Source organism: Ancylobacter sp. 3268 (assembly GCF_031456575.1).
Taxonomy (GTDB): Bacteria; Pseudomonadota; Alphaproteobacteria; order Rhizobiales; family Xanthobacteraceae; genus Ancylobacter.
Window position 1 is genome coordinate 302,302 of record NZ_JAVDUX010000001.1, and the last position, 20,836, is coordinate 323,137.

The following is a 20,836-nucleotide window of genomic DNA, read 5'->3' on the forward strand; positions in this document are numbered from 1 at the left end:
CGACGTTTCGCGCACCAGGCGGTCGTCTCACCAGGCGGTCGTCCAGTCCGCTCAGTGGACGACGGCCCTGTCGTGGACAGGGCGGGCTTGGCACGAGGCCTTTCTGGACAAGCTATTGCGGCCTCGTTAGAACCGGGGCTCGCGCTGCTCCGGCGCGGGCCGGCGGACCTGCCGGCGGTCTATTTTCTACAGGCAGTGTTCGATGAGCGGCGTCAACGAGATCAGGTCGGCCTTCCTCGATTATTTCGCGAAGAATGGCCATCAGGTGGTGGACTCCTCGCCGCTCGTGCCGCGTAACGACCCGACATTGATGTTCACCAATGCCGGCATGGTGCAGTTCAAGAATGTCTTCACCGGCATGGAGAAGCGGCCCTATTCGCGGGCGGCGACATCGCAGAAATGCGTGCGTGCCGGCGGCAAGCACAACGATCTCGATAATGTCGGCTACACGGCCCGGCATCACACTTTCTTCGAGATGCTCGGCAATTTCTCCTTCGGCGATTATTTCAAGGAGAATGCTATCGAGTTCGCCTGGAACCTGATCACCCGCGAGTTCGAGCTTCCCGTCGAGAAGTTGCTGGTGACGGTGTACCACGAAGACGACGAAGCGTTCGACCTGTGGAAGAAGATCGCCGGGCTGCCCGAGAGCAAGATCATCCGCATCCCGACCTCGGACAATTTCTGGCAGATGGGCGATACCGGTCCCTGCGGTCCCTGTTCCGAGATTTTCTACGACCACGGGTCGCACATTCCGGGCGGCCCTCCCGGCTCGGCGGATGCGGATGGCGACCGCTTCATCGAGATTTGGAACCTCGTGTTCATGCAGTTCGAGCAGCTGCCGAGCGGCGAGCGGATCAACTTGCCGCGCCCTTCGATCGATACCGGTATGGGGCTGGAGCGCATCTCGGCGGTGCTGCAGGGCACGCATGACAATTACGAGATCGACCTGATGCGCGCGCTGACCGGCGCGGTCGAGGATCTCACCAATGTCACCGCCGACGGTCCGCAGAAGGCGAGCCATCGGGTCATCGCCGATCATTTGCGGGCCTCGACCTTCCTCGTGGCGGATGGCGTGCTGCCCTCGAATGAGGGGCGCGGCTATGTGCTGCGCCGCATCATGCGCAGGGCGATGCGTCATGCGCAGCTGCTCGGCGCCCGCGATCCGCTGATGCATCGGCTGGTGCCGGTGCTGGTGCGCGAGATGGGGCGTGCCTATCCCGAGATCGTGCGCGCCGAGGCGCTGGTCAGCGAAACCCTGCGCCTCGAGGAGACACGCTTCCGCAAGACGCTGGAGCGTGGCCTGTCGATCCTGGAAGCGGAGAGCGAAGGCCTCGGCGATGGGGCGAAGTTCTCCGGCGAAACCGCCTTCAAGCTTTATGATACCTATGGCTTCCCACTCGATCTGACCGAGGATGCGCTGCGCGCCCGCGGCATCAGCGTCGATACCGCGGCGTTCGACACGGCTATGGAGCGCCAGCGGGCCGATGCGCGGGCCTCCTGGTCGGGTTCGGGGGAGGCGGCGACCGATGCCGTCTGGTTCGGCATCCGCGAGAAGGTGGGAGCCACCGAGTTTCTCGGCTATGGCACGGAGATCGCCGAAGGTTCGGTCGTCGCCCTGCTGGCCGACGGCGTCGAGGTTTCGGAGATCGTTACCGGTGGTCGCGGCTTCTTGGTCCTCAACCAGACGCCGTTCTACGGCGAATCCGGCGGCCAGCTCGGCGATACCGGCGTCCTCACCGGCGAGGGTGGGGTGAAGGCGCGGGTGCTCGATACGCAGAAGAAGCTCGGCGACGTATTCGTGCATGAGGTGGAGGTGGAGAGCGGTTCGCTGACGTCCGGCATGGCGCTGGCGCTGGAGGTCGATCACGCTCGCCGCCGTGCCATCCGCGCCAACCATTCGGCGACGCATCTGCTGCATGAGGCGCTCCGGCGGGTGCTCGGCGATCATGTCGCGCAGAAGGGCTCGATGGTGGGGCCGGATCGCCTGCGTTTCGACTTCAGCCATCCCAAGCCGATGAGCGAAGAAGAGATCGGACAGGTCTCCGACATCGCCAATGCGGTGATCCTGCGCAACGAGCCGGTCGAGACGCGGCTGATGGCGGTCGACGACGCGATCGCCTCCGGCGCTCGGGCCCTGTTTGGCGAGAAATATGGCGATGAGGTACGGGTGGTCTCGATGGGGACCGATCCGGGCAATGGCGCCCCCTATTCGATCGAGTTGTGCGGCGGCATCCATGTCGGCCGCACCGGCGACATCGGACTTGTCTCCGTGCTCGGCGAAAGCGCTGTTGGCGCGGGCGTGCGACGCCTCGAGGCGATGACCGCGGATGCGGCACGCCATCATCTCGATGCACAGGGCAAGGCGCTGCAGGCGGCGGCGGCGGTGCTGAAGGCGCCCGTCGGCGAGGTCGAAGCGCGTGTCGCCCAGCTCGTCGAGGAGCGGCGCAAGCTGGAGCGCGAGCTTGCCGAGGCGCGCCGCCGCCTGGCGATGGGCGGCGGCGAGGCGGCCGAGGAGCCGGCCCGTACGATCGGCTCGATCAGGTTGCTGGCCAGGCAGGTCTCCGGCATCGATCTCAAGGATCTCAAGAGCCTCGCAGACGAAGGCAAGAAGCGGCTCGGCTCCGGCATCGTGGCGATCGTCGCGGTTACCGAGGAAGGACGCGCCGGCCTGGTCGTAGGTGTGACGCCGGATCTGACCGATCGCTATGACGCGGTGGCCCTGGTGCGCCGGGGCGCCGAGGCCTTGGGCGGCAAGGGCGGCGGCGGCCGCGCCGACATGGCGCAGGCCGGCGGGCCGGATGGAGCCAATGCGTCAGCGGCGCTGGAGGCTATCGAGGCGGCGCTCGCCGGCTGACGGGCACCACCACCGCTGCGGCGGTGGATCAAGCGGGCTTTCGGGAGTGGACGTGGCATCATGGCATCCCGCGGGCAGCATGGCGGCTGGTTGTCGAGCGCCGGGCGCCGCGGCCTGCGGCGTCGGCTTTACGAGGTACTGGAAGGGAACGCCTCGGAGGACCGGGTCGGCCGCTGGGTCAACGCCGGGCTGATCGGCCTCGTGCTCGCCAATGTGGTCGCGGCGGTGCTGGAGACCGTGCCGAGCCTGCTGTTGCACGACGCCGCGCTGATGCGCGGCTTCGAGGCCCTTTCTCTGATCGTTTTCGCGCTGGAGTACGCGCTGCGGCTGTGGATCGCGCCGGAGGACCCGCGCTATCGCGGCCTGCGCCATCGGACGGCCCGTCTGCGCTACGCGCGCTCCCTGCCGGCGCTGGTCGACCTGGCGGCGTGGCTGCCCTTCGTGCTGTCGGCGCTGTGGGGCGTCAATCTGCGCACGCTGGCGATCCTCCGTTTGATGCGGTTTGTGAAGCTCGCCCGCTATTCGCCTGGTATGCAATCTCTTTTCGAAGTGTTGCGCTCGGAACGGCAATCGCTGCTCGCCTGCCTTTGGCTGTTGGTGGCGGCGGTTCTTATCGCCGCCTCGGCAATGTATGTCGCCGAGGGCAGCGTGCAGCCCGACCATATGGGGTCGATCCCGCAGGCGATGTGGTGGGCCATGTCGACGGTAACGACGGTCGGTTATGGTGACGTCTACCCCGTGACCCCGATCGGGCGGGTGATCGCCGGGCTGACCATGCTCACCGGGATCATCATGATCGCGCTGCCGGTCGGCATCATCGCCACCGCCTTCGTCGACATCATCAAGCGGCGGGATTTCGTGATCACCTGGGGCATGGTGGCACGCGTGCCCCTGTTCGCCGATCTCGACGCCGCGGCGATCGGCGAGATTCACAAGGTGCTTTCCGCCCACACCGCCCAGCCTGGGGAGATCATCGCCCGGCGCGGCGAGCAGGCGCGCTCGATGTATTTCATCGCTTCGGGCGAGGTGGAGCTGGAGTTCGGCGATGAGACGGCGGTGCTTGGCACCGGGCAATTCTTCGGCGAGATGGCGCTGCTGCACAACACCCGCCGCGCCGCCACCGCTCGCGCCCGGCGGCGCTGCATGCTGCTGGCGCTCGATGCCGAGGATTTGGCCGAGGTCATTCGTCATCACCCCGGCATCGGCCAGCGCATCCGCAGCATGGCGAAGGATGAGGACGGCCCGCACGCCGTCGGCCGGCGCAGCGATATTGCCGCCGGTGAAGTGCCCGAGAAGGACGAGAGGGACTGAAGTCCCGTAAGGCGGGGCGTGGAGCCTATCGGTTTGAAAGGGAGCGCTTAGGCTTTGACCCCGCCCAATCGGCGGAGCAGGCTCCTTCCGGAATTGGCACGAGCGCGCCCAGGGTAGCTCGGTGGTCACGTTCGCCTGAGCTTCAGCGAGCCAGTCGCCAGCCATATTCGCCGGTATTTCCTGCATGATCCCTGCGGCGTGGTCGGGTCGCGCCGCCACGGCCGTGACGGCATTCGATGCCGAGCCGAGCATCGGGCCATAACCGAGGTGGCGGGGCCACCCACTCGTTCCGCGGTGTTATCGGCACCGTTCGGCGCGGTAGGTAGCGGCGCATTTCCGCCTTCTGGCACAGGCACGTGCGGGATGGGAGAGACCCCCATCCCGCCGTTGGATAATCGTGTCAGGCCAGGGCCTTGCGCAGATTATCGGAGATCTTGTCGAGGAAGCCGGTGGTGGAGAGCCACTTCTGGTCCGGCCCGATCAGCAAAGCGAGGTCCTTGGTCATGTCGCCGGCCTCGACGGTGTCGACGCATACCTTCTCCAGCGTGGCGGCGAAGGTGGCCAACTCGGCATTGTCGTCGAGCTTGGCGCGATGCGACAGGCCGCGCGTCCAGGCGAAGATCGAGGCGATGGAGTTGGTCGAGGTCTCCTTGCCCTTCTGGTGCTCGCGATAGTGACGGGTCACCGTGCCGTGGGCGGCCTCGGCTTCCACCGTCTTGCCGTCGGGCGTCATCAGCACCGAGGTCATCAGGCCGAGCGAGCCGAAGCCCTGCGCCACGATGTCGGACTGCACGTCGCCGTCATAGTTCTTACAGGCCCAGACATAGCCGCCGGACCACTTGAGCGCCGAGGCGACCATGTCGTCGATCAGGCGGTGCTCGTACCAGATCTTCCGCTTCTCGAACTCAGCCTTGAACTCGGCGTCGTAGATGTCCTGGAAAATCTTGCGGAAGCGGCCGTCATACTGCTTCAGGATGGTGTCCTTGGTGGAGAGGTACACCGGGTAGTTGCGCATCAGGCCGTAGTTCAGCGAGGCGCGGGCGAATTCGACGATCGACTCGTCGATGTTGTACATCGACAGCGCGACGCCGGCGCCGGGGAACTTGTAGACTTCGTGCTCGATAGTGGTGCCGTCCTCGCCGACGAACTTCACCGTCAGCGTGCCCTTGCCCGGCACGGTGAAATCGGTGGCACGGTACTGGTCGCCGAAGGCGTGGCGGCCGACGATGATCGGCTGGGTCCAGCCGGGAACGAGGCGCGGCACGTTCTTGCAGATGATCGGCTCGCGGAAGATCACGCCGCCGAGAATGTTGCGGATGGTGCCGTTCGGCGACCGCCACATCTTCTTCAGGTTGTATTCCTTCACCCGGCCGACATCGGGGGTGATGGTCGCGCATTTCACGCCGACGCCGACCCGCTTGATCGCTTCCGCGGCATCGATCGTCACCTGATCCTCGGTGCGGTCGCGGTTCTCGACGCCGAGATCGTAATATTCCAGGTCGATGTCGAGATAGGGGTGGATCAGCTTGTCTTTTATGTACTGCCAGATGATGCGGGTCATCTCGTCGCCGTCGAGCTCGACGACGGGATTCGCGACTTTGATCTTCGCCATGGTTCTACCTCGCGCGGAAGCAGCTTCGTAATGGGGCCTCGGCGCCAGTCCGCGCGGCAGGCGCCGGTGCGAGCGTGATACCGCGACCTTGGGTCAAACGAAAGCGGTTCGGGCACCGACTTTCTGGCAAGTTGCCGAGGGCCGGGCAGGGGATTGTCGCCTGAGGTTCATGCGGTGCTGCTAGGCGGCGGGCGTCACACAGTCTTGGCGGCCGCGTGCGCGCCGCCGCCATGGGAGACGTCCATGTTCAATCGATCCGTTTTCACCACGAAGCGCCGGGCGATCGTCGCCGGTGCCCTGCTGGCCACCGCCTGCGCCGGGACGGCGCTTGCCCAGGAGCAGCGGCCGGCGGCCGAGACGATCCGCCGTGTGCAGGTGCCGGAGGCCCGTCAGGCCGTCGCCGTCGCCGAGCGCTCCTTCTATGCGATCGACAACCGGACCATTGCCAAGTTCGATAAGGAGACCGGCAAGCAGGTCGCCAAATGGGAAGGGCCGAAGGGTGGGCCGATCCTGCATCTCGACAGCGGCGTGGTGCGCGACGGCAAGCTCTACACCGCTCATTCCAATTATCCGGACTGGCCGATGGTGAGCTCGGTGGAGATATGGGACGCCGAGACGCTGAGGCATCTGGAGAGCCACAGCTTCGGTATCGAGCGCGGTTCGTTCACCTGGCTCGACCGCGACCCGCAAGGCCGCTGGTGGGGTGCCTTTGCCAATTACAACCGGGTGTTCGACAAGAGCCCGCTCGCCTATGGCAACAAGTTCAACACCCAGATCGTGCGCTTCAACCCCGATTGGAGCATTGCCGAGGCGTTCGTCTATCCCGATGCGCTGGTGGCGCGCTTCCAGGACATGAGCAATTCCGGCGGCGCTTTCGGGCCGGACGGGCGGCTCTACATTACCGGCCACGACAATGCCGAGCTCTATGTCGTCGCCCCGCCGGAGATGGGGTCGGTCATGCAATGGATAGAGACCATCCCGATCGAGATCGGCGGGCAGGGCTTCGCCTTCGATCCCGCCGAGCGCGGCGTGGTGTGGGGTCTGATCCGCAACAAGACCGGCGGGCCGAACGACGTCACGGTGAGCCGTCTGCCGCCGCGGTCGTGAGATCCGCTGGAATAGACGCCCACGAGCGGGCCTGACGGGCACCAACCCCGTTCAAATTTGCTCGGACATGCTCTAGGAGGAGCGCATGTCCGAGCTTTCCTGCATCCTCCCGCCCGCCATCCGCGCCCTTCCGCCGTCGAGGGAGGTACGTTGATGCCCGGCGCGGGAACCGACAGCACCAAGCCCTGGCACGAGGGCGGGCCGGTGGTGATCCTCGTCGAGCCGCAACTCGGCGAGAATATCGGCGCGGCGGCGCGCGCCATGGGCAATTTCGGCCTGTCACGGCTGCGGCTGGTCAATCCGCGCGAGGGCTGGCCCAATCCGAAGGCGGTGACCTTCGCCTCAGGCGCCGACCGCATCCTGGAGCAGGCGGCGGTGTTCCCGGATGTGCGCTCGGCAGTGGCGGACCTGACGTTCATCGCCGCCACCACGGCGCGCGAGCGTGGCATGGCGAAGCCGGTGATGGGAGCCGACGCCATGGCCGCAGAACTCGCCGGCCGCCTCGCCGCGAATGAGGATGTCGGCCTGTTGTTCGGGCGCGAGCGCACCGGCCTCTATACCGAGGAGGTGTCGCTCGCCGACGCCATCCTCACCTTGCCGGTGAACCCGGCCTTCGCCTCGCTGAACCTCGGCACCGCCGTCGCGATCGTCGGCTATGAATGGTACAAGCTCGCCTCCGGCGGCGCGCTGCCGTTCCAGCCGCCGGAGCGCTCGCCGCTTGCCGACAAGGCGGATCTTTTCGCCTTCTTCGACCATGTCGAGCAGGAGCTGGAATCCGCCGATTTCTTCCGCTCGCCGGAGAAGCAGCCTTCCACCACCCGCAACATCCGCAACATCTTCCATCGCGTCGGCCTGACCCGGCAGGATCTGGCGACGCTGCACGGCATGATCACCGCGCTGGTCGAGGGGCGGGAAGGCCGTGCCGCCCGCCGCGCCAGGCGCGAGAGCTGAACGCCCGGTATCCGGCCGCTGGCGGTGCTCGCCTTGCCCTCTCCCCAATGGGGAGAGGGTGTGAAGGGTTGGCGCTTCAGGCCGTGCGGGCCAGCGGTGCGGCTTCCACCACCGGCGCATAGGCGAAGGCCTCCAGCGTTTCCGGCTTCATCTCGATGGAGAAGCCCGGCCGCTGGGGCGGCATGTAGGCGGCGTTCTCGATCACGCAGGGATCGAGGAAGTGCTCATGCAGATGGTCGACATACTCGATCACCCGCCCGTCCTTGGTGCCGGACACGGCGATGTAGTCGATCATCGACAGGTGCTGCACATATTCGCACAGGCCGACGCCGCCGGCATGCGGCCATACCGGCAAGCCGAACTTCGCCGCCACCAGCAGCACCGCGAGCACCTCGTTGAGCCCGCCCATGCGGCAGCTGTCGATCTGCACCACGTCGATGGCGCCTTCGGCGATGAACTGCTTGAACATGATGCGGTTCTGGCACATCTCGCCGGTGGCGACCTTCACCGGCGCGATGGCCTCGCGGATCTTGCGATGGCCGGCGACGTCGTCGGGGCTGGTCGGCTCCTCGATGAAGAAGGGATTGGCGAAGGAGAGCTTCTTCACCCAGTCGATGGCCTCGTCCACCTCCCACACCTGGTTGGCGTCGATCATCAGATAGCGGTCCGGCCCGATCACCTCGCGGGCGATGGTGAGGCGGCGGATGTCGTCTTCCAGGTCGCGGCCGACCTTCATCTTCACATGGTTGAAGCCGGCGTCGATGGCTTCCTGGCACAGGCGGCGCAGCTTGGCGTCGTCATAGCCGAGCCAGCCGGCGGAGGTGGTGTAGCAGGCATAGCCCTCGGCCTCGAGGGTGGCGATGCGCGCGGCCTTGCCGCTTTCAGCCTGCCGCAGGATGGCGAGGGCATCGTCGCGGTCGAGAACGTCGGTCAGGTAGCGGTAATCGACGATGTCGGCGATCTCTTCCGGCGACATCTCCGCCACCAGGCGCCACACCGGCTTGCCGGCCTCTTTGGCGAGCAGGTCCCAGAAGGCGTTGACCACCGCGCCGGTGGCGAGGTGCATCGCGCCCTTCTCCGGGCCGATCCAGCGCAGCTGGCTGTCGCTGGTGAGATGGCGCCAGAACTTGCCAGGCGCCGCGCGCACGGTGTCGAGTTCGGTGCCGACCACGAGATGGCGCATGGCGGAGATCGCCATGCAGCAAATGTCGTTGCCGCGGCCGATGGTGAAGGTCAGCCCGTGGCCTTCGAGGCCGGGAACGTCGGTCTCCAGGATGACATAGGCCGCGGAATAATCCGGGTCCGGATTCATCGCATCCGAGCCGTCGAGCGACAGCGACGTGGGAAAGCGCAGATCGACGATGCGCATATCGGTGATTTTCGCCATGGCGGAGCCTCCGGCAGGATCGGTGGAGCGAGGATCAGAGGTCGGGAACGAAGGTCTGCTTTTGTGAGCCGAGGCCCTCAATGCCGAGTTCGACGACATCGCCGGCCTTGAGGTAGCGCGGCGGCTTGAAGCCGAGGCCAACGCCCGGCGGCGTGCCGGTCGAGATGATGTCGCCGGGATGCAGCGACATGAACTGGCTGAGATAGGAGACCAGATAGGCGACGCCGTAGACCATGGTCCTGGTCGAGCCATTCTGCATGATCGCGCCGTTCACCTTCAGCCACATGCCGAGATTGTGCGGATCGGGAATGGCTTCCTTGGTCGCCAGCCAAGGGCCGATCGGGCCGAAGCCGTCGCAGGATTTGCCCTTGGTCCATTGGCCGACACGCTCGAGCTGGAATTCCCGCTCGGAGACGTCGTGGCAGACGCAGTAGCCGGCGACATAGTCCATCGCCTCGTCCTGCGAGACGTATTTCGCGCGTTTGCCGATGACCACGGCGAGCTCGACCTCCCAGTCTGTCTTGGTCGAACCCCGCGGGATCGGCACGTCGTCGTAAGGGCCGGCGATCGCCGAGGTGGCCTTCATGAACACCACCGGCTCGGGTGGCATTGCCATGCCGGATTCCGCCGCGTGGTCGGAGAAGTTCAGCCCGATGCAGATGAACTTGCCGACGCCGGCGACACAGGGGCCGAGACGGGTACCCTCGGCGACCAGCGGCAGTGCGCCGGCATCGAGGCCGGACAGCGCGGCGAGCGCGGCGGGATCCAGCGTCGCGCCGGCGATGTCCGGCACATGGGCCGAAAGGTCGCGGATGCGGCCTTCGGCATCGATCAGGCCCGGCTTTTCCTGGCCTGCCTCGCCGTAACGCACGAATTTCATGGAACCATCCCTTCCGTGCGTGGCTCAGAGCGACCAGCCGCCATCGATGGCGATGGCCTGGCCGGTGGTGTAGGTGGCACCGGCGAGATAGACGGCGAGATCGGCGATCTCCTCCGGCGTGCCGATGCGGCCGATCGGCTGGCGGGCGATGAAGGCGGCGCGGGTGGTCTCGTAGTCGCCCTGGGCGCGCAGTCGTTCCTGCAGCGAGGGGCTTTCCACCGTGCCGGGGCAGATGGCGTTGCAGCGGATGTTCTGCGCCACGTAGTCGGCCGCGACCGACTTGGTCAGGCCGATCACCGCTGCCTTGGTGACGCTGTAGGCGAAGCGGTTCGGCACGCCTTTGATGGAGGAGGCGACGGAGGCCATGTTGATGATGGCACCCTCGCGGCGATCCAGCATGCCGGGCAGCACGGCGCGGATGGTGCGCACCATCGACTTGATGTTGAGATCGACGGCGAAGTCGAGGTCGCCGTCCTTCATCTCCAGGATGCTGCCGGGATGCACCACGCCGGCGCAGTTGAACAGCACGTCGACCGCGCCGATGCCGGCGACGAAATCCGCTACCGCCTTGTCGTCGAGCACGTTGAGCTTGGCGGCGACGAGCCGGTCGGAGGCCGGCAACTCGGCGAGCAGCGTCTCGTTGATGTCGGTGGCGTACACCTTGGCGCCGGCGGCCAGATAGGCGAGGGCGCTCGCCCGGCCGATGCCCTGCGCGCTGGCGGTGACGAGGACGGTCTTGCCCTCAAGATTGGCCATGGCCACTTCTCCGTTGTTCGCTATCGGTCAATCGAGGTGGAAGACTTCTTCCGCCATCGCCCACCATTCGCCCTCCTTACGGGTGGCGAGCGGGCGCTGGCAGGGAATGGTCAGCTTCCACCACTCCTGGTTCTTCGGGTCGGCCGCCATCTTGGCCATGTCGGCGGCGAAATCGGTGCCGTGATATTCCCAGGTGCCAAACAGGATGTTCTCAGGCTCCCGCAGGAAGATCGTGTAGTTGCGGATGTTGCAGCGGCTGATCAACTCCAGCACCTCCGGCCACACCGCCGCGTGCAGCTGCTTGTAGGTATCGACCATGTCGGGTTCGAGCCCGATCATCATGCCCATGCGTTGCATAGAGAACTCCGTTCAGGCCGAGGCGGCGCCGGCGAGCCGGTAGAAGGTGATGGCATTGCCGCCGAACACCGCGTCGTGGTGCTCGCTCGGCACGATGGTCTGGCATTGCTCGACCCAGGTGACGTAGTCGCCGGCCAGCCGCAGCACCGGCCAGTCGCTGCCGAAGATCAGCCGCTCGGGACCGAACAGTTCCAGCAGCGTCTCGGCATAGGGGCGCACCGCCGCAGGCCCGCGCCCGCCGGCCTCCGTCAGCAGGCCGGAAAGCTTGCACCAGACATTTGGCAGCGCCGCCAGCCGCGCCATGGCCTGCCGCCATGCGGTGATCCGCCCGTCGGCGATGAGCGGCTTGGCCCCGTGATCGATGACGATCCGCAACTCCGGATGACGGGTGGCGAAGGCGAGCAGCGGGGCGAGATGGCGCGGGAGAACCAGTGCGTCGAAGGCGAGGCCATGGGCCATCATCGCCTCCACCGCCGAGTCGAGGGCGGGATCGTCGATCCAGCCGTCCTCGGCGATGTCCTGCAGCATTGGGCGGATGCCCTTCAGCTTCGGGTCGGCGGCGAGCCGCGCAACGGCGTCCGGCGCATCCGCCGCCTTGAGGTCGGTCCAGCCGACCACCGCCTTGATGAAATCATGCTGCGCGGCGAGGTCGAGCATATAGGTCGTATCCGCCTCGCGCTCCATGGTCTGCACCAGCACCGTGCCGTCGAAACCATTGGCGGTGAGCAGAGGCTCAAGGTCCTCCGGCCCGAAGTCGCGATGGATTGCCGTGAGCTCGGCCGGCGGCCATTGGCCGGTCCGGTCGGCGATGCGCCAGAAATGCTGGTGGGCGTCGATCCGCATTATCGCCTCACGCCGGGACCGGAGCGCCGTCGGCGATCAGCCCGCGCTCCTTCAGCCGGTTCCAGAACGAAGCCGGGATGGTCTCCTCGAACCAGCCGATATTGGCGGTGATCTGCTCGGCATTGCGGGCGCCGGACACCACGGTGAGCGCGGCGGGGTGGGCGAGCGGGAACTGCAGCGCCGCGGACTGAAGCGTCACGCCCTCGTCGGCGCAGGCCGCGCGCAGCGCCTCGACGCGGGCGACGATATCGGCGGGCGCGTCGCCATAGTTGAACTTGTTGCTGCCGGCGAGAATGCCGGAATTGAACACGCCGGCGGCGACGATGCCGACGCCGCGCCGGGCGCACTCGTCCATGAAGCCGAGGCTCTGCTGCTCCAGCAGGGTATAGCGGCCCGCCAGCATGCAGATGTCGATGTCGGCGACCTTGAGCGCCTCCTCGATCACCTCGAATTCGTTGACCCCGAGGCCGAACGCCTTGATGGCGCCCTGCTCGCGCAGGCTCGCAAGGGCGCGGAAGCCGCCGCCTTCGGTCAGCTGCCGCCAGTAGTGCTCGTGTCGGTCGCCATGGGTGAGGCGGCCAATGTCGTGCACATAGAGGATGTCGGGCGCCAGCAGGCCGAGCCGCTGCTGGCTCGCCTCGAAGGAGCGCATCACGCCGTCTTGGCTGTAGTCGAACACCGGGCGGAACGGCAGCGGCTCGGCATAGCCGTCCTCTATCGCGCCGACGGTCGGGTCCGGCGTCATCACCCGCCCGACCTTTGTTGAGACCGTATAGCTGTCGCGCGGCAGATCGGTGAGCATGGTGCCGAGGCGGCGCTCGGAACGGGTGAAGCCGTAGAAGGGCGCGGTGTCGAAATAGCGGATGCCGGCCTCCCACGACGCCCGGAAGGCGCCGGCGGATTCGGCGTAGCTGGTGACGCGGTAGAGGTTGCCCATCTGCGCGCAACCAAGGCCCATCGCGGTGACGGCGAGCTGGGTGCGGGCGTGAATGCGAGTAGCGCCGGCCTTCATGATGATCCGTGTCCGTTCGGAAGGGGCGGGGCGCAGGCTTTTCCCGCGCCCCGCAGGCGGGAGGCGATCAGTAGAGGACGTTCTTGGCTTCCGGCTGCTCGATATTCGCCTTGGTCACCACGACGGCGCCGGTATCGACGAACTTGTCGACCTTCTGCTTGTCGATCAGCTTGGAGACGGTCTTCACGCCGAGATCGCCCATCTGGAACGAGCCCTGCACCACGATGGCCGAGAGCGTGCCGTCCTTGACGAAGTCCTGCAGGTCCTGGTTGCCGTCGAAGCCGACCGCGACGATCTTGCCGGATTTGCCGGCCTGCTTGATGGCGCGGGCCATGCCGATGGCGGTCGGCTCATTGGCGCCGAAGATGCCCTTCAGGTCGGCATTGGCGGCCAGCACGTCGGTGGTCTGGTTCAGCGCGGTCGCCATCTGCGACTGCGAGTAGAACGGGCCGACGATCTGGAGCTTCGAGTTCGCCTTGATGTAGTCGGTGAAGCCGCCCACGCGGCCGATCTCCGAGCCGGCGCCGGCGACATAGCTCATAACCGCGATCTTGCCTTCGGGGCCGGTCTTCTCGATCAGCGCCTTGGCGGCCAGCTCGCCGGCCTTGCGATTATCGGTGGCGAGGAAGGACTGATAGTACTGCTCGGCGCCCTTGGCGAGCATCGAGTCGATGATGACCACCGGGATGCGGGCCTCCCACGCCTTCTTCACCGCCGGCACCAGCGCGTCGGGATCGGAGGGGGCGAGCACGATGCCCGACACGCCGCGGTTCACGGCGTTTTCCACCATGTTCACCTGATCGGCGATGGCGGATTCCGAGGCCGGGCCCTGGAAGGTGAGGGTGTTCTTGCCGCCGGTTTCCTTGAGCGCGGCGTCGGCGCCCTTCTGCACGTTCTGCCAGAAGGTGGAATTCACCGTCTTGACGATGACGGCGATTTCGCCGGCATGGGCGGTGGTCTGCGCCGTGGCGGCGGCGCCGATGAGCACTGCCGAGGCAAGCAGGGCGGAGACGAGCTTCTTCATGGTTTCCTCCAGATTCAGGCGTTCGTCAGGGATAGGCGCCGGTTTTCCGGTCGCCGGGGCGGTTTGGTGAGCTGGAGCGCCGCGGTCAGCGACGGTTGCGCAGCTGGTCGATCCACACCGTGAGCAGGATCACCAGGCCGATGATGATCTGCTGGGTGAAGGCGGAGACGCCGTTCATGTTCAGCCCGTTGCGCAGGATGCCGATCACGAAGGAGCCGATGAACGTCCCCGAGATCGTGCCGACACCGCCGATCAGCGAGGTGCCGCCGATCACCGCGGAGGCGATGGCGTCGAGCTCGTACATCACGCCCTCGTTCGGCTGGGCGGTGACGAGGCGGCTCATCAGCACGCAGCCGGTGAGGCCGGCGAGGCTGCCGGACAGGATGTAGGTGAAGCAGGTGACGCCGGAGACGTTGACGCCGGAGAGCCGCGCCGCCTCGGCATTGGAGCCGACCGCATAGATATGGCGGCCGAGCACCGAGCGGTTGAGCATCAGCGCGACGGCAAGGGCGATCACCACCATGAGCACCACCGGGTAGGGGATGCCGGGGAACACCACGTTCGGGAAGCCGTCATCGCCGATGGTGACGATGCGGAACAAGGCGCCGTTGCCGAGTTCGCCGAAGGATTCCCCGAGGCCGGACACCGCGCGGGCGCCGGTGATCTGCAACGCGACGCCGCGGGCGATCAGCATCATGCCCAGCGTCGCGATGAAGGGCGGCAGGCGCATCTTGGTCACCAGCACGCCATTGATCACCCCGCACAGCGAGCCGGTGAGGATGCCGAGCATCATGGCGACGGAGACCGGCATGCCGAGCTCCTTCACCGCCAGCGCCGCCACCACGCCGGCCAGCGCCAGCACCGAGCCGACCGAAAGATCGATGCCGCCGGTGATGATCACGCAGGTGGCGCCGATGCCGAGCAGGGCGATGGACGTCACCTGCAGCGCAATGGTCATGCCGTTATTGACGGTGAAGAACGCGCTGCTGGTGAAGGAGAACACCACGATCAGCACCAGGAGGCTGCCAAGGGCGGCGAATTTCTGCAGCAGGTCCTTCTGCCGGTCGGACAGGCGGCCGCTCGGTTTTCCCGTGGCGGGCGGCGTGGTGACGGTCATGGTCATTCTCGGCTCCGTCAATGGCGGCTGTCCGGCCGTCCATAGCCGGATGCGTAGTGCATGATTTCTTCCTGGCTGGTGCGGGCGGTCTCCAGCACGCCGGTGATGCGGCCGTGATGGAACACGCAGACGCGGTCGGTCATGCCGAGGATCTCCGGCAGCTCCGACGAGATCAGCACGACGCCGATGCCTTCGGCGGCCAATTCGTCCATGATCTTGTAGATGGCGAACTTGGCGCCGACGTCGATGCCGCGCGTCGGCTCGTCGAAGAACAGCACCCGCGATTTGCGGAACAGCCACTTGCCGATGATGATCTTCTGCTGGTTGCCGCCGGAGAGCAGGCGGACCGGCTGCTTGAGCGACGGCGTCTTGATGCTGAGCAGATCGATATATTGCCTGGCGGCCCTGGCATGCTTGGCAAAGTCGATCAGCCCGAAGCGGTTCGACACCTCGTCCATGTTGGCCAGCGTCATGTTGGCGTCGACCGGCATCTTGACGGCCAGACCCTGCGCCTTGCGGTCCTCGGAGAGATAGGCGAGGCCGGCGGCGATGGCGTCGCGCGGCGAGCGGATGACCAGTTGCCGGCCCTCCAGCGTCACCGTGCCGGCATCGATGGCGTCGGCGCCGAAGATGGCGCGGGCCACCTCGGTGCGGCCGGCGCCCATCAGCCCGGCAAAGCCGAGGATCTCGCCGCGCTTGAGCTCGAAGCCGATGTCGGAGAACACGCCGTTGCGGGTGAGCCCCTGCACCGCGAGGATGACGTCGCGGGTCGGGCGGGACGTGCGCTCGGGGAATTTCTCTTCCAGCGAGCGACCCACCATGCGGGCGACGATCTCGTCGACGGACGTCTTGGCGAAATCGTCGGTCGCCACATAGCGCCCGTCGCGCAGCACGGTGACGCGGTCGACGATCTCCGCCATCTCGTCGAGCCGGTGCGAGATGTAGATAATGCCGACACCGGCGGCCTTGAGGTCGTGGATGACCTTGAACAGCAGCCGGGTCTCCTGCTCGGTGAGCGAGGAGGTCGGCTCGTCCATGATCAGCACTTCGGCATTGAGCGACAGCGCCTTGGCGATCTCGACCATCTGGCACTGGGCAACCGAGAGCTCGCGCACCAGCCGGTCCGGGTCGATGGCGACGCCGAGGCGGTCGAGGCAGGCCTTGGCATCGGCGCGCAACTTGCGGCGGTCGATCAGGAAGCCGCGCCGCGGTTCGCGGGCGAGATAGATGTTCTCGGCCACCGTGAGGTGGGGCACCAGGTTCAGCTCCTGGTGGATGATGGCGATGCCGACCGCCTCGGCCTCCAGCGGCGAGGTGAACTGGCGCGGCTGGCCCTTGTAGACGATGCGCCCGGAAGTCGGCGGGAACACGCCGCTGATGACCTTCATCAGTGTCGACTTGCCGGCGCCGTTTTCGCCGCAAACCGCGTGCACTTCGTGGCGCCGCAGGTTGAAGCTGACGCCCTGCAGCGCTTTGACGCCGGGAAATTCCTTGGTGATGTTCTCCAGCGCGAGCAGCGGCTCGCCCTGCGCATCACTCTGCGGCGCCCGCGGCTGTGCGCCGGCGGTCTGGCCGTATCCCATGGCGTCCTCCCATGTCGCGATTGCGACGTCACGCCCGCTTGCAGCAGGTCTTGTCGGCTTGTGGGCCGGTTACCGATCTATGGTGGCATTTTGCCGTAACTGGTCAAGCCAATTTTTACCGAACCAGGAAGATTCGGTCAGACCAAACCGAAATCATATGGCCAGACAGCCGGTTGATGGTCGGCTATCTCTCGCTTGCCGCTGCCGGCTTCGGCTCCTATGGTAAGGCCAAACGGGGCCTGATCATGAACATCATTCGCACGGCCGAGCGCCGACTCTACCAGCAGGTGGCCGATCAGATCCGCGGGCTGATCCAGAGCGGGCATTTCTCGGCCGGCAGTCGTTTGCCGGCCGAGCGCGATCTCGCCCAGCAACTCGGCGTGTCGCGCCCTTCGCTGCGCGAGGCGCTAATCGCGCTTGAGATCGACGGCACGGTCGAGATCCGCATGGGCTCGGGCATCTATGTGATCGGGATGGCGGAGCGCCGCGCTCTGGCCCCGGCGGCGACCGGCGAGAGCCCGGTCGAACTCATGGAGGCGCGCGCGACGGTGGAGAGCGCGGTAGCCGCCCTGGCGGCGACCCGCATGACGCCCATGATGCTGCAGGCGCTGCGTGTCACTCTGGACGCCATGCGGTTGGACATAGAGGAGGGGCGCAAGCCGCTCGATCACGACCGGCAGTTTCATCTCGCCATTGCCGGCCAAACCGGAAACGGCGTCATCGCCCGGCTGGTGGCCGAACTCTTCGACGAGCGGCACAGCCCGATGTCCTCGCAGTTCCGCGCGCATTTCGACACGCCGGCAAATTGGCTTTCGGCATTGGCCGAGCACGAGGCGATCCTGGCGGCACTGGAGGCGCGCGACGGCCCGCTCGCCGAAGCGCTGATGCGCGTGCATCTCGCCGAATCGAAGCGCCGCTGGGTGGAAAGCGAGCCGCGCTGAGTTTCCGTGCGCCCCGCGCCGCGCGCTACCGCGCGCAGCTCAATGCGGCGACAAGAGTGGTCAGGCGGCCGCCGAGGCGGCTTGAACCCCTGCCGTTCTGCAGGCTCGCCGGCACCTTTCCGGTTTCCAGCGCGTCGAGCCAGACGGTGTTCCCGACATCGACCTGACGCGCACCGGCGCGTGCGGCGAGCCATTGCGGGTCGGCGAGGATGTGGCGCAGGACGCCGTCCAGCTTGGCGATGATGGCCTGTTCCTGCGCGGGCATCGGGTCGCCGAAGCACGCGCGGATGTCGCTATAGAGCATCACCGGCTGCGCCGCGAAGAAGTGATAGTGCGAAGCCTTGGCGCCGCGGCTCATTTCCCGCGGCAGGGTGCCGTCGGGCAGGGCGGTGGCCAGCGAGAGCCCCACTTTGGTGTTGGCCCACTGCACCAGATCGGCCTGGCCGCTGAGATAGCCGGTGGTGCCTACGCCGAGCGCCGCCCAGAGGACATGATTGTTCAGATGACCGTGCTGGTCATGAAACGCCATCACCTGATGCGCGATGTCGACCAGCCATGCCAAGGCCGGGGCGGGCAGCGGCTTGCCGGCCCGCTGCAGCTTGAACGCGGCCAGCGACATGCCGGCGAGCGCCCAATGCTGCTCATAGCCCGATTGCATCGCATCGGTCTTTCTCAGCAGCCGTCGGTCGCGCCGTTCCCGCTCGAAGGCCTGGCTGAGGCAATCGACGCCGGCATCGTTCGGGGCCGCGATCGCCGCATCTGAGGCCTGCGCCACGAAGGACAGGAAGCGCCGGATGTCGCGGATGCTGTCCTGGTATTCCGACAACTCCTGGTCGAATTCCTCGGATCCCGGGCGTACCGCCGCGTCGGGACGACGCACGTCGATGAGCGAGGGCAGGGACGGGGGATTCTCGCAGGATTGGGCTCGGGCGGCGCCGAGGTCGCCGAGAAGCGTGCAGACAATCACCAGCGCGGCGGCCAGGCACGTCAGGTAACGGAAATGTCCGGATTCCGGCATAAATATCTAATCCAATACCACTACAATGGATCTAGCGGGCGGCGGCGTCTTGCACCGGAGATGTTCGACAGAAAAGCACGCGAAATGATGGCGGGCGATGAGGTATTATTTTCCGAGAGTTTTCGCCTGTTGCTGTTCAGCCCGGTGCGCTTGACGTCGAGGAAAACTGATGTTCAGCTGACACGAAGGACAAAATGGAGAAGGGTGGACATCTCAAGACAATCATCCGCGACCTCCATTTTTCTCTTGATATCTTACCAAGAAGGTGTTTTGGCACGTGCAGCGCCGGGGCGATACAATTGAGCCTGTGCCAGGGGCCGGGCCGATTTGCCGGCTGCTCCGGCTCGATCGATGGGGGCACGAAGGCTCAAAGGTCGGATATCGAAAAACTCTGATGATAGAGTAACATGGATTCTGGTACTGCGCTTGCACTTGTGCTTTAGGGTATCTCAAATGGACGAGAGACTGCGAGGTTGCGGCTCCGTACGAGTCGGGTTTGGGAGACGAGGCGCATGCTGAAAGCTGACGATAGACATCGCGTCGCACACGATGTCGAGGTAGGCGGATCAGTCCAGATTCTGAACGATATTGCGACCCATCTCCCCAATCTGAAGCTGGAAACCATCGTCGAAACCGGTGCGAATCTGGGGACATCATTGTCCCGCTTCCTGAGCCTGACAAGCGCGCGGGTGGTCGGTTTCGAGCTCTCCAGCTCGAGCTTCGCCAAAATCGAGAAGAAGCAGGCGGGGGGTGCGCGCGCACGCGTCCTCAATATGGCGCTGGGCTCGAAGTCCGGTCATGCCCAGCTGAACGACAAGCACAACACCATCCTCAATATGGCGCCGGCCAAGACGCAGGGCACCGACGTCATCGAGGTGGTGACCGGCGACGAGTTCTGCCGGCGTGAGAAAATCGATCGGATATCGCTTCTCAAGATCGGTACGGAAGGTTTCGACTTTCAGGTGGTCGAAGGTTTCAGGTCGATGTGGGATGAGCAGAAGATCGATATCGTACAGGTCGGTTGTTCAATGAACATCACGAACCGGAAGTGGGTACCTTTCGCTGCCTTCTTCAATTATTTTTCGGCACGTGATTATCATTTGTTCGCCCTTTATGATATGGCGTTCGAATTGGACGGAAGGCCGATCATTCGTCGCAGCAACCCAGTTTTCATTTCTTCATCTGTTATTATGAACAATAAAAAATCCAACAGCCGTTCTGCTGTTGCGCAAAAGTGAGGCTGGGAGAGGAACGTTGGGATTTGGTCGTGTCATAGTTGTCATCTCGATCGGCAATCGGCCTTGGTTCGCCTCGTGCTTGAGCTGGATGGAGCGCTATGCGAAGCGGTGCAAGGCGGATTTGCGGATAATCGAGTCCACGCCGTCGCGCGTCGAATTCCCGTTTCCCGATCTCCCCGACAAGCCGGGGCGCCCGCATAAGTTCGAATACGCAATGAAGCAGTATTGCGTCGGCAAGCTGATGGACGAGGGCTACAGCAACGTGCTGATGCTGGACGACACCTGCATCATCTCGCCCACTGCGCCGGACCTCTTTTCCATCGTCGAGCCAGGCCGGTGCGGCTACACCCATACCAGCCGCGACCACGCCGAGGACTCTTTCCGGGTCATCCAGGCCGAAACGGCAAGGAATGGGTGGGAGGAGGTGGCTTATGACCCCGCCCTCTACGCCAATACCGGCGTCATGCTGTATGACGCGGTGTATTCACCGGCCTTCCTCGCGAAGAACATCATCGAGGCGGCGCCGCTGCTGTTCGCCCGCTATCCGCACCAGACTCTATCCTATTACCTGCTTCGGAAATACGATGTTTCGATGCAGCGAATTGACAAGCGCTTCAATAACAGCACGCTCTTCGTCAACGAGCCCGGCACGGACTGGCGCGATTCCGAGCTGACCGACTCCTTCATTTATCACGTGACCGGCTTCTGGAAGGAGGATCGGGAAGAAGTGGTGAATGTGGTGCTCAACAAGCTGGCCGAAAAGTTCGTGTCAGAGCTCGGCGAGGTGCCCTCCGTCTGAGCGGGGCCGAATGTCCGCGGCTCTGTGGTACGACCTATGTTGCGTC

The 20,836-nt window shown here is 65.4% G+C and carries 18 protein-coding genes; 7 read left to right on the forward strand and 11 right to left on the reverse strand.

Annotated elements, in window-relative coordinates; all coding sequences use genetic code 11:
• Positions 1-202: 202 nt before the first annotated feature.
• Together alaS and J2X65_RS01440 are read left to right on the forward strand one after the other, a co-directional pair.
• Positions 203-2,854, forward strand: coding sequence for an alanine--tRNA ligase (alaS, locus tag J2X65_RS01435; RefSeq protein WP_310196935.1), 2,652 nt, complete (start codon positions 203-205; stop codon positions 2,852-2,854).
• Positions 2,855-2,914: 60 nt separating this feature from the next.
• On the forward strand, positions 2,915-4,165 hold the full coding sequence (locus tag J2X65_RS01440; protein ID WP_310196937.1) for a cyclic nucleotide-gated ion channel: 1,251 nt from the start codon (positions 2,915-2,917) through the stop codon (positions 4,163-4,165).
• 400 nt (positions 4,166-4,565) lie between these two features.
• Here the strand turns inward: J2X65_RS01440 and J2X65_RS01445 are convergent, their stop codons facing one another.
• Positions 4,566-5,777: an NADP-dependent isocitrate dehydrogenase gene (locus tag J2X65_RS01445; protein WP_310196939.1), complete on the reverse strand. Its 1,212-nt coding sequence runs from the start codon at positions 5,775-5,777 to the stop codon at positions 4,566-4,568.
• A gap of 243 nt (positions 5,778-6,020) precedes the next feature.
• Here J2X65_RS01445 and J2X65_RS01450 point away from each other — a divergent pair, with 243 nt between their 5' ends.
• On the forward strand, positions 6,021-6,884 hold the full coding sequence (locus tag J2X65_RS01450) for a cycloisomerase (protein WP_310196942.1): 864 nt from the start codon (positions 6,021-6,023) through the stop codon (positions 6,882-6,884).
• A 153-nt stretch (positions 6,885-7,037) separates the two neighbouring features.
• Positions 7,038-7,835 (forward strand): RNA methyltransferase, encoded by a 798-nt coding sequence (locus J2X65_RS01455; RefSeq protein WP_310196944.1) that lies wholly within the window; start codon positions 7,038-7,040, stop codon positions 7,833-7,835.
• A 76-nt stretch (positions 7,836-7,911) separates the two neighbouring features.
• Here the strand turns inward: J2X65_RS01455 and J2X65_RS01460 are convergent, their stop codons facing one another.
• The 9 genes from J2X65_RS01460 to J2X65_RS01500 all read right to left on the reverse strand — a co-directional run bounded on the left by J2X65_RS01460 (position 7,912) and on the right by J2X65_RS01500 (position 16,794).
• Complete coding sequence (locus J2X65_RS01460; RefSeq protein ID WP_310196947.1) at positions 7,912-9,222, reverse strand: L-fuconate dehydratase; 1,311 nt, start codon at positions 9,220-9,222, stop codon at positions 7,912-7,914.
• A 34-nt stretch (positions 9,223-9,256) separates the two neighbouring features.
• Entirely contained in the window at positions 9,257-10,102 is an 846-nt protein-coding gene (locus tag J2X65_RS01465) for a fumarylacetoacetate hydrolase family protein (RefSeq protein ID WP_310196950.1), read from the reverse strand.
• 24 nt (positions 10,103-10,126) lie between these two features.
• On the reverse strand, positions 10,127-10,858 hold the full coding sequence (locus tag J2X65_RS01470) for an SDR family oxidoreductase (protein ID WP_310196953.1): 732 nt from the start codon (positions 10,856-10,858) through the stop codon (positions 10,127-10,129).
• A 27-nt stretch (positions 10,859-10,885) separates the two neighbouring features.
• Positions 10,886-11,215 (reverse strand): L-rhamnose mutarotase, encoded by a 330-nt coding sequence (locus tag J2X65_RS01475; RefSeq protein ID WP_310196955.1) that lies wholly within the window; start codon positions 11,213-11,215, stop codon positions 10,886-10,888.
• A gap of 12 nt (positions 11,216-11,227) precedes the next feature.
• The gene (locus tag J2X65_RS01480; RefSeq protein WP_310196958.1) at positions 11,228-12,058 is read right to left on the reverse strand and encodes an amidohydrolase family protein; all 831 of its coding nucleotides are present in this window, start codon (positions 12,056-12,058) and stop codon (positions 11,228-11,230) included.
• Between the two features lie 7 nt (positions 12,059-12,065).
• Positions 12,066-13,070: an aldo/keto reductase gene (locus J2X65_RS01485; RefSeq protein ID WP_310196961.1), complete on the reverse strand. Its 1,005-nt coding sequence runs from the start codon at positions 13,068-13,070 to the stop codon at positions 12,066-12,068.
• A 67-nt stretch (positions 13,071-13,137) separates the two neighbouring features.
• Entirely contained in the window at positions 13,138-14,094 is a 957-nt protein-coding gene (locus tag J2X65_RS01490) for an ABC transporter substrate-binding protein (protein ID WP_310196964.1), read from the reverse strand.
• A gap of 85 nt (positions 14,095-14,179) precedes the next feature.
• Positions 14,180-15,217, reverse strand: coding sequence for an ABC transporter permease (locus J2X65_RS01495; RefSeq protein ID WP_310196968.1), 1,038 nt, complete (start codon positions 15,215-15,217; stop codon positions 14,180-14,182).
• An 11-nt stretch (positions 15,218-15,228) separates the two neighbouring features.
• A complete protein-coding gene (locus J2X65_RS01500; RefSeq protein ID WP_310196971.1) occupies positions 15,229-16,794 on the reverse strand; it encodes an ATP-binding cassette domain-containing protein in 1,566 nt (521 codons plus the stop codon).
• A gap of 245 nt (positions 16,795-17,039) precedes the next feature.
• Here J2X65_RS01500 and J2X65_RS01505 point away from each other — a divergent pair, with 245 nt between their 5' ends.
• The gene (locus J2X65_RS01505) at positions 17,040-17,735 is read left to right on the forward strand and encodes a FadR/GntR family transcriptional regulator (protein ID WP_310197387.1); all 696 of its coding nucleotides are present in this window, start codon (positions 17,040-17,042) and stop codon (positions 17,733-17,735) included.
• A 25-nt stretch (positions 17,736-17,760) separates the two neighbouring features.
• On the opposite strand, the gene J2X65_RS01510 is transcribed toward J2X65_RS01505, so the two are convergent.
• Positions 17,761-18,753, reverse strand: a complete 993-nt coding sequence (locus tag J2X65_RS01510; protein ID WP_310196973.1) for an alginate lyase family protein — start codon at positions 18,751-18,753, stop codon at positions 17,761-17,763.
• Between the two features lie 512 nt (positions 18,754-19,265).
• Here J2X65_RS01510 and J2X65_RS01515 point away from each other — a divergent pair.
• Together J2X65_RS01515 and J2X65_RS01520 are read left to right on the forward strand one after the other, a co-directional pair.
• A complete protein-coding gene (locus J2X65_RS01515; RefSeq protein ID WP_310196978.1) occupies positions 19,266-19,991 on the forward strand; it encodes an FkbM family methyltransferase in 726 nt (241 codons plus the stop codon).
• Positions 19,992-20,007: 16 nt separating this feature from the next.
• Positions 20,008-20,790, forward strand: a complete 783-nt coding sequence (locus J2X65_RS01520) for a hypothetical protein (RefSeq protein WP_310196980.1) — start codon at positions 20,008-20,010, stop codon at positions 20,788-20,790.
• Positions 20,791-20,836: the final 46 nt, after the last annotated feature.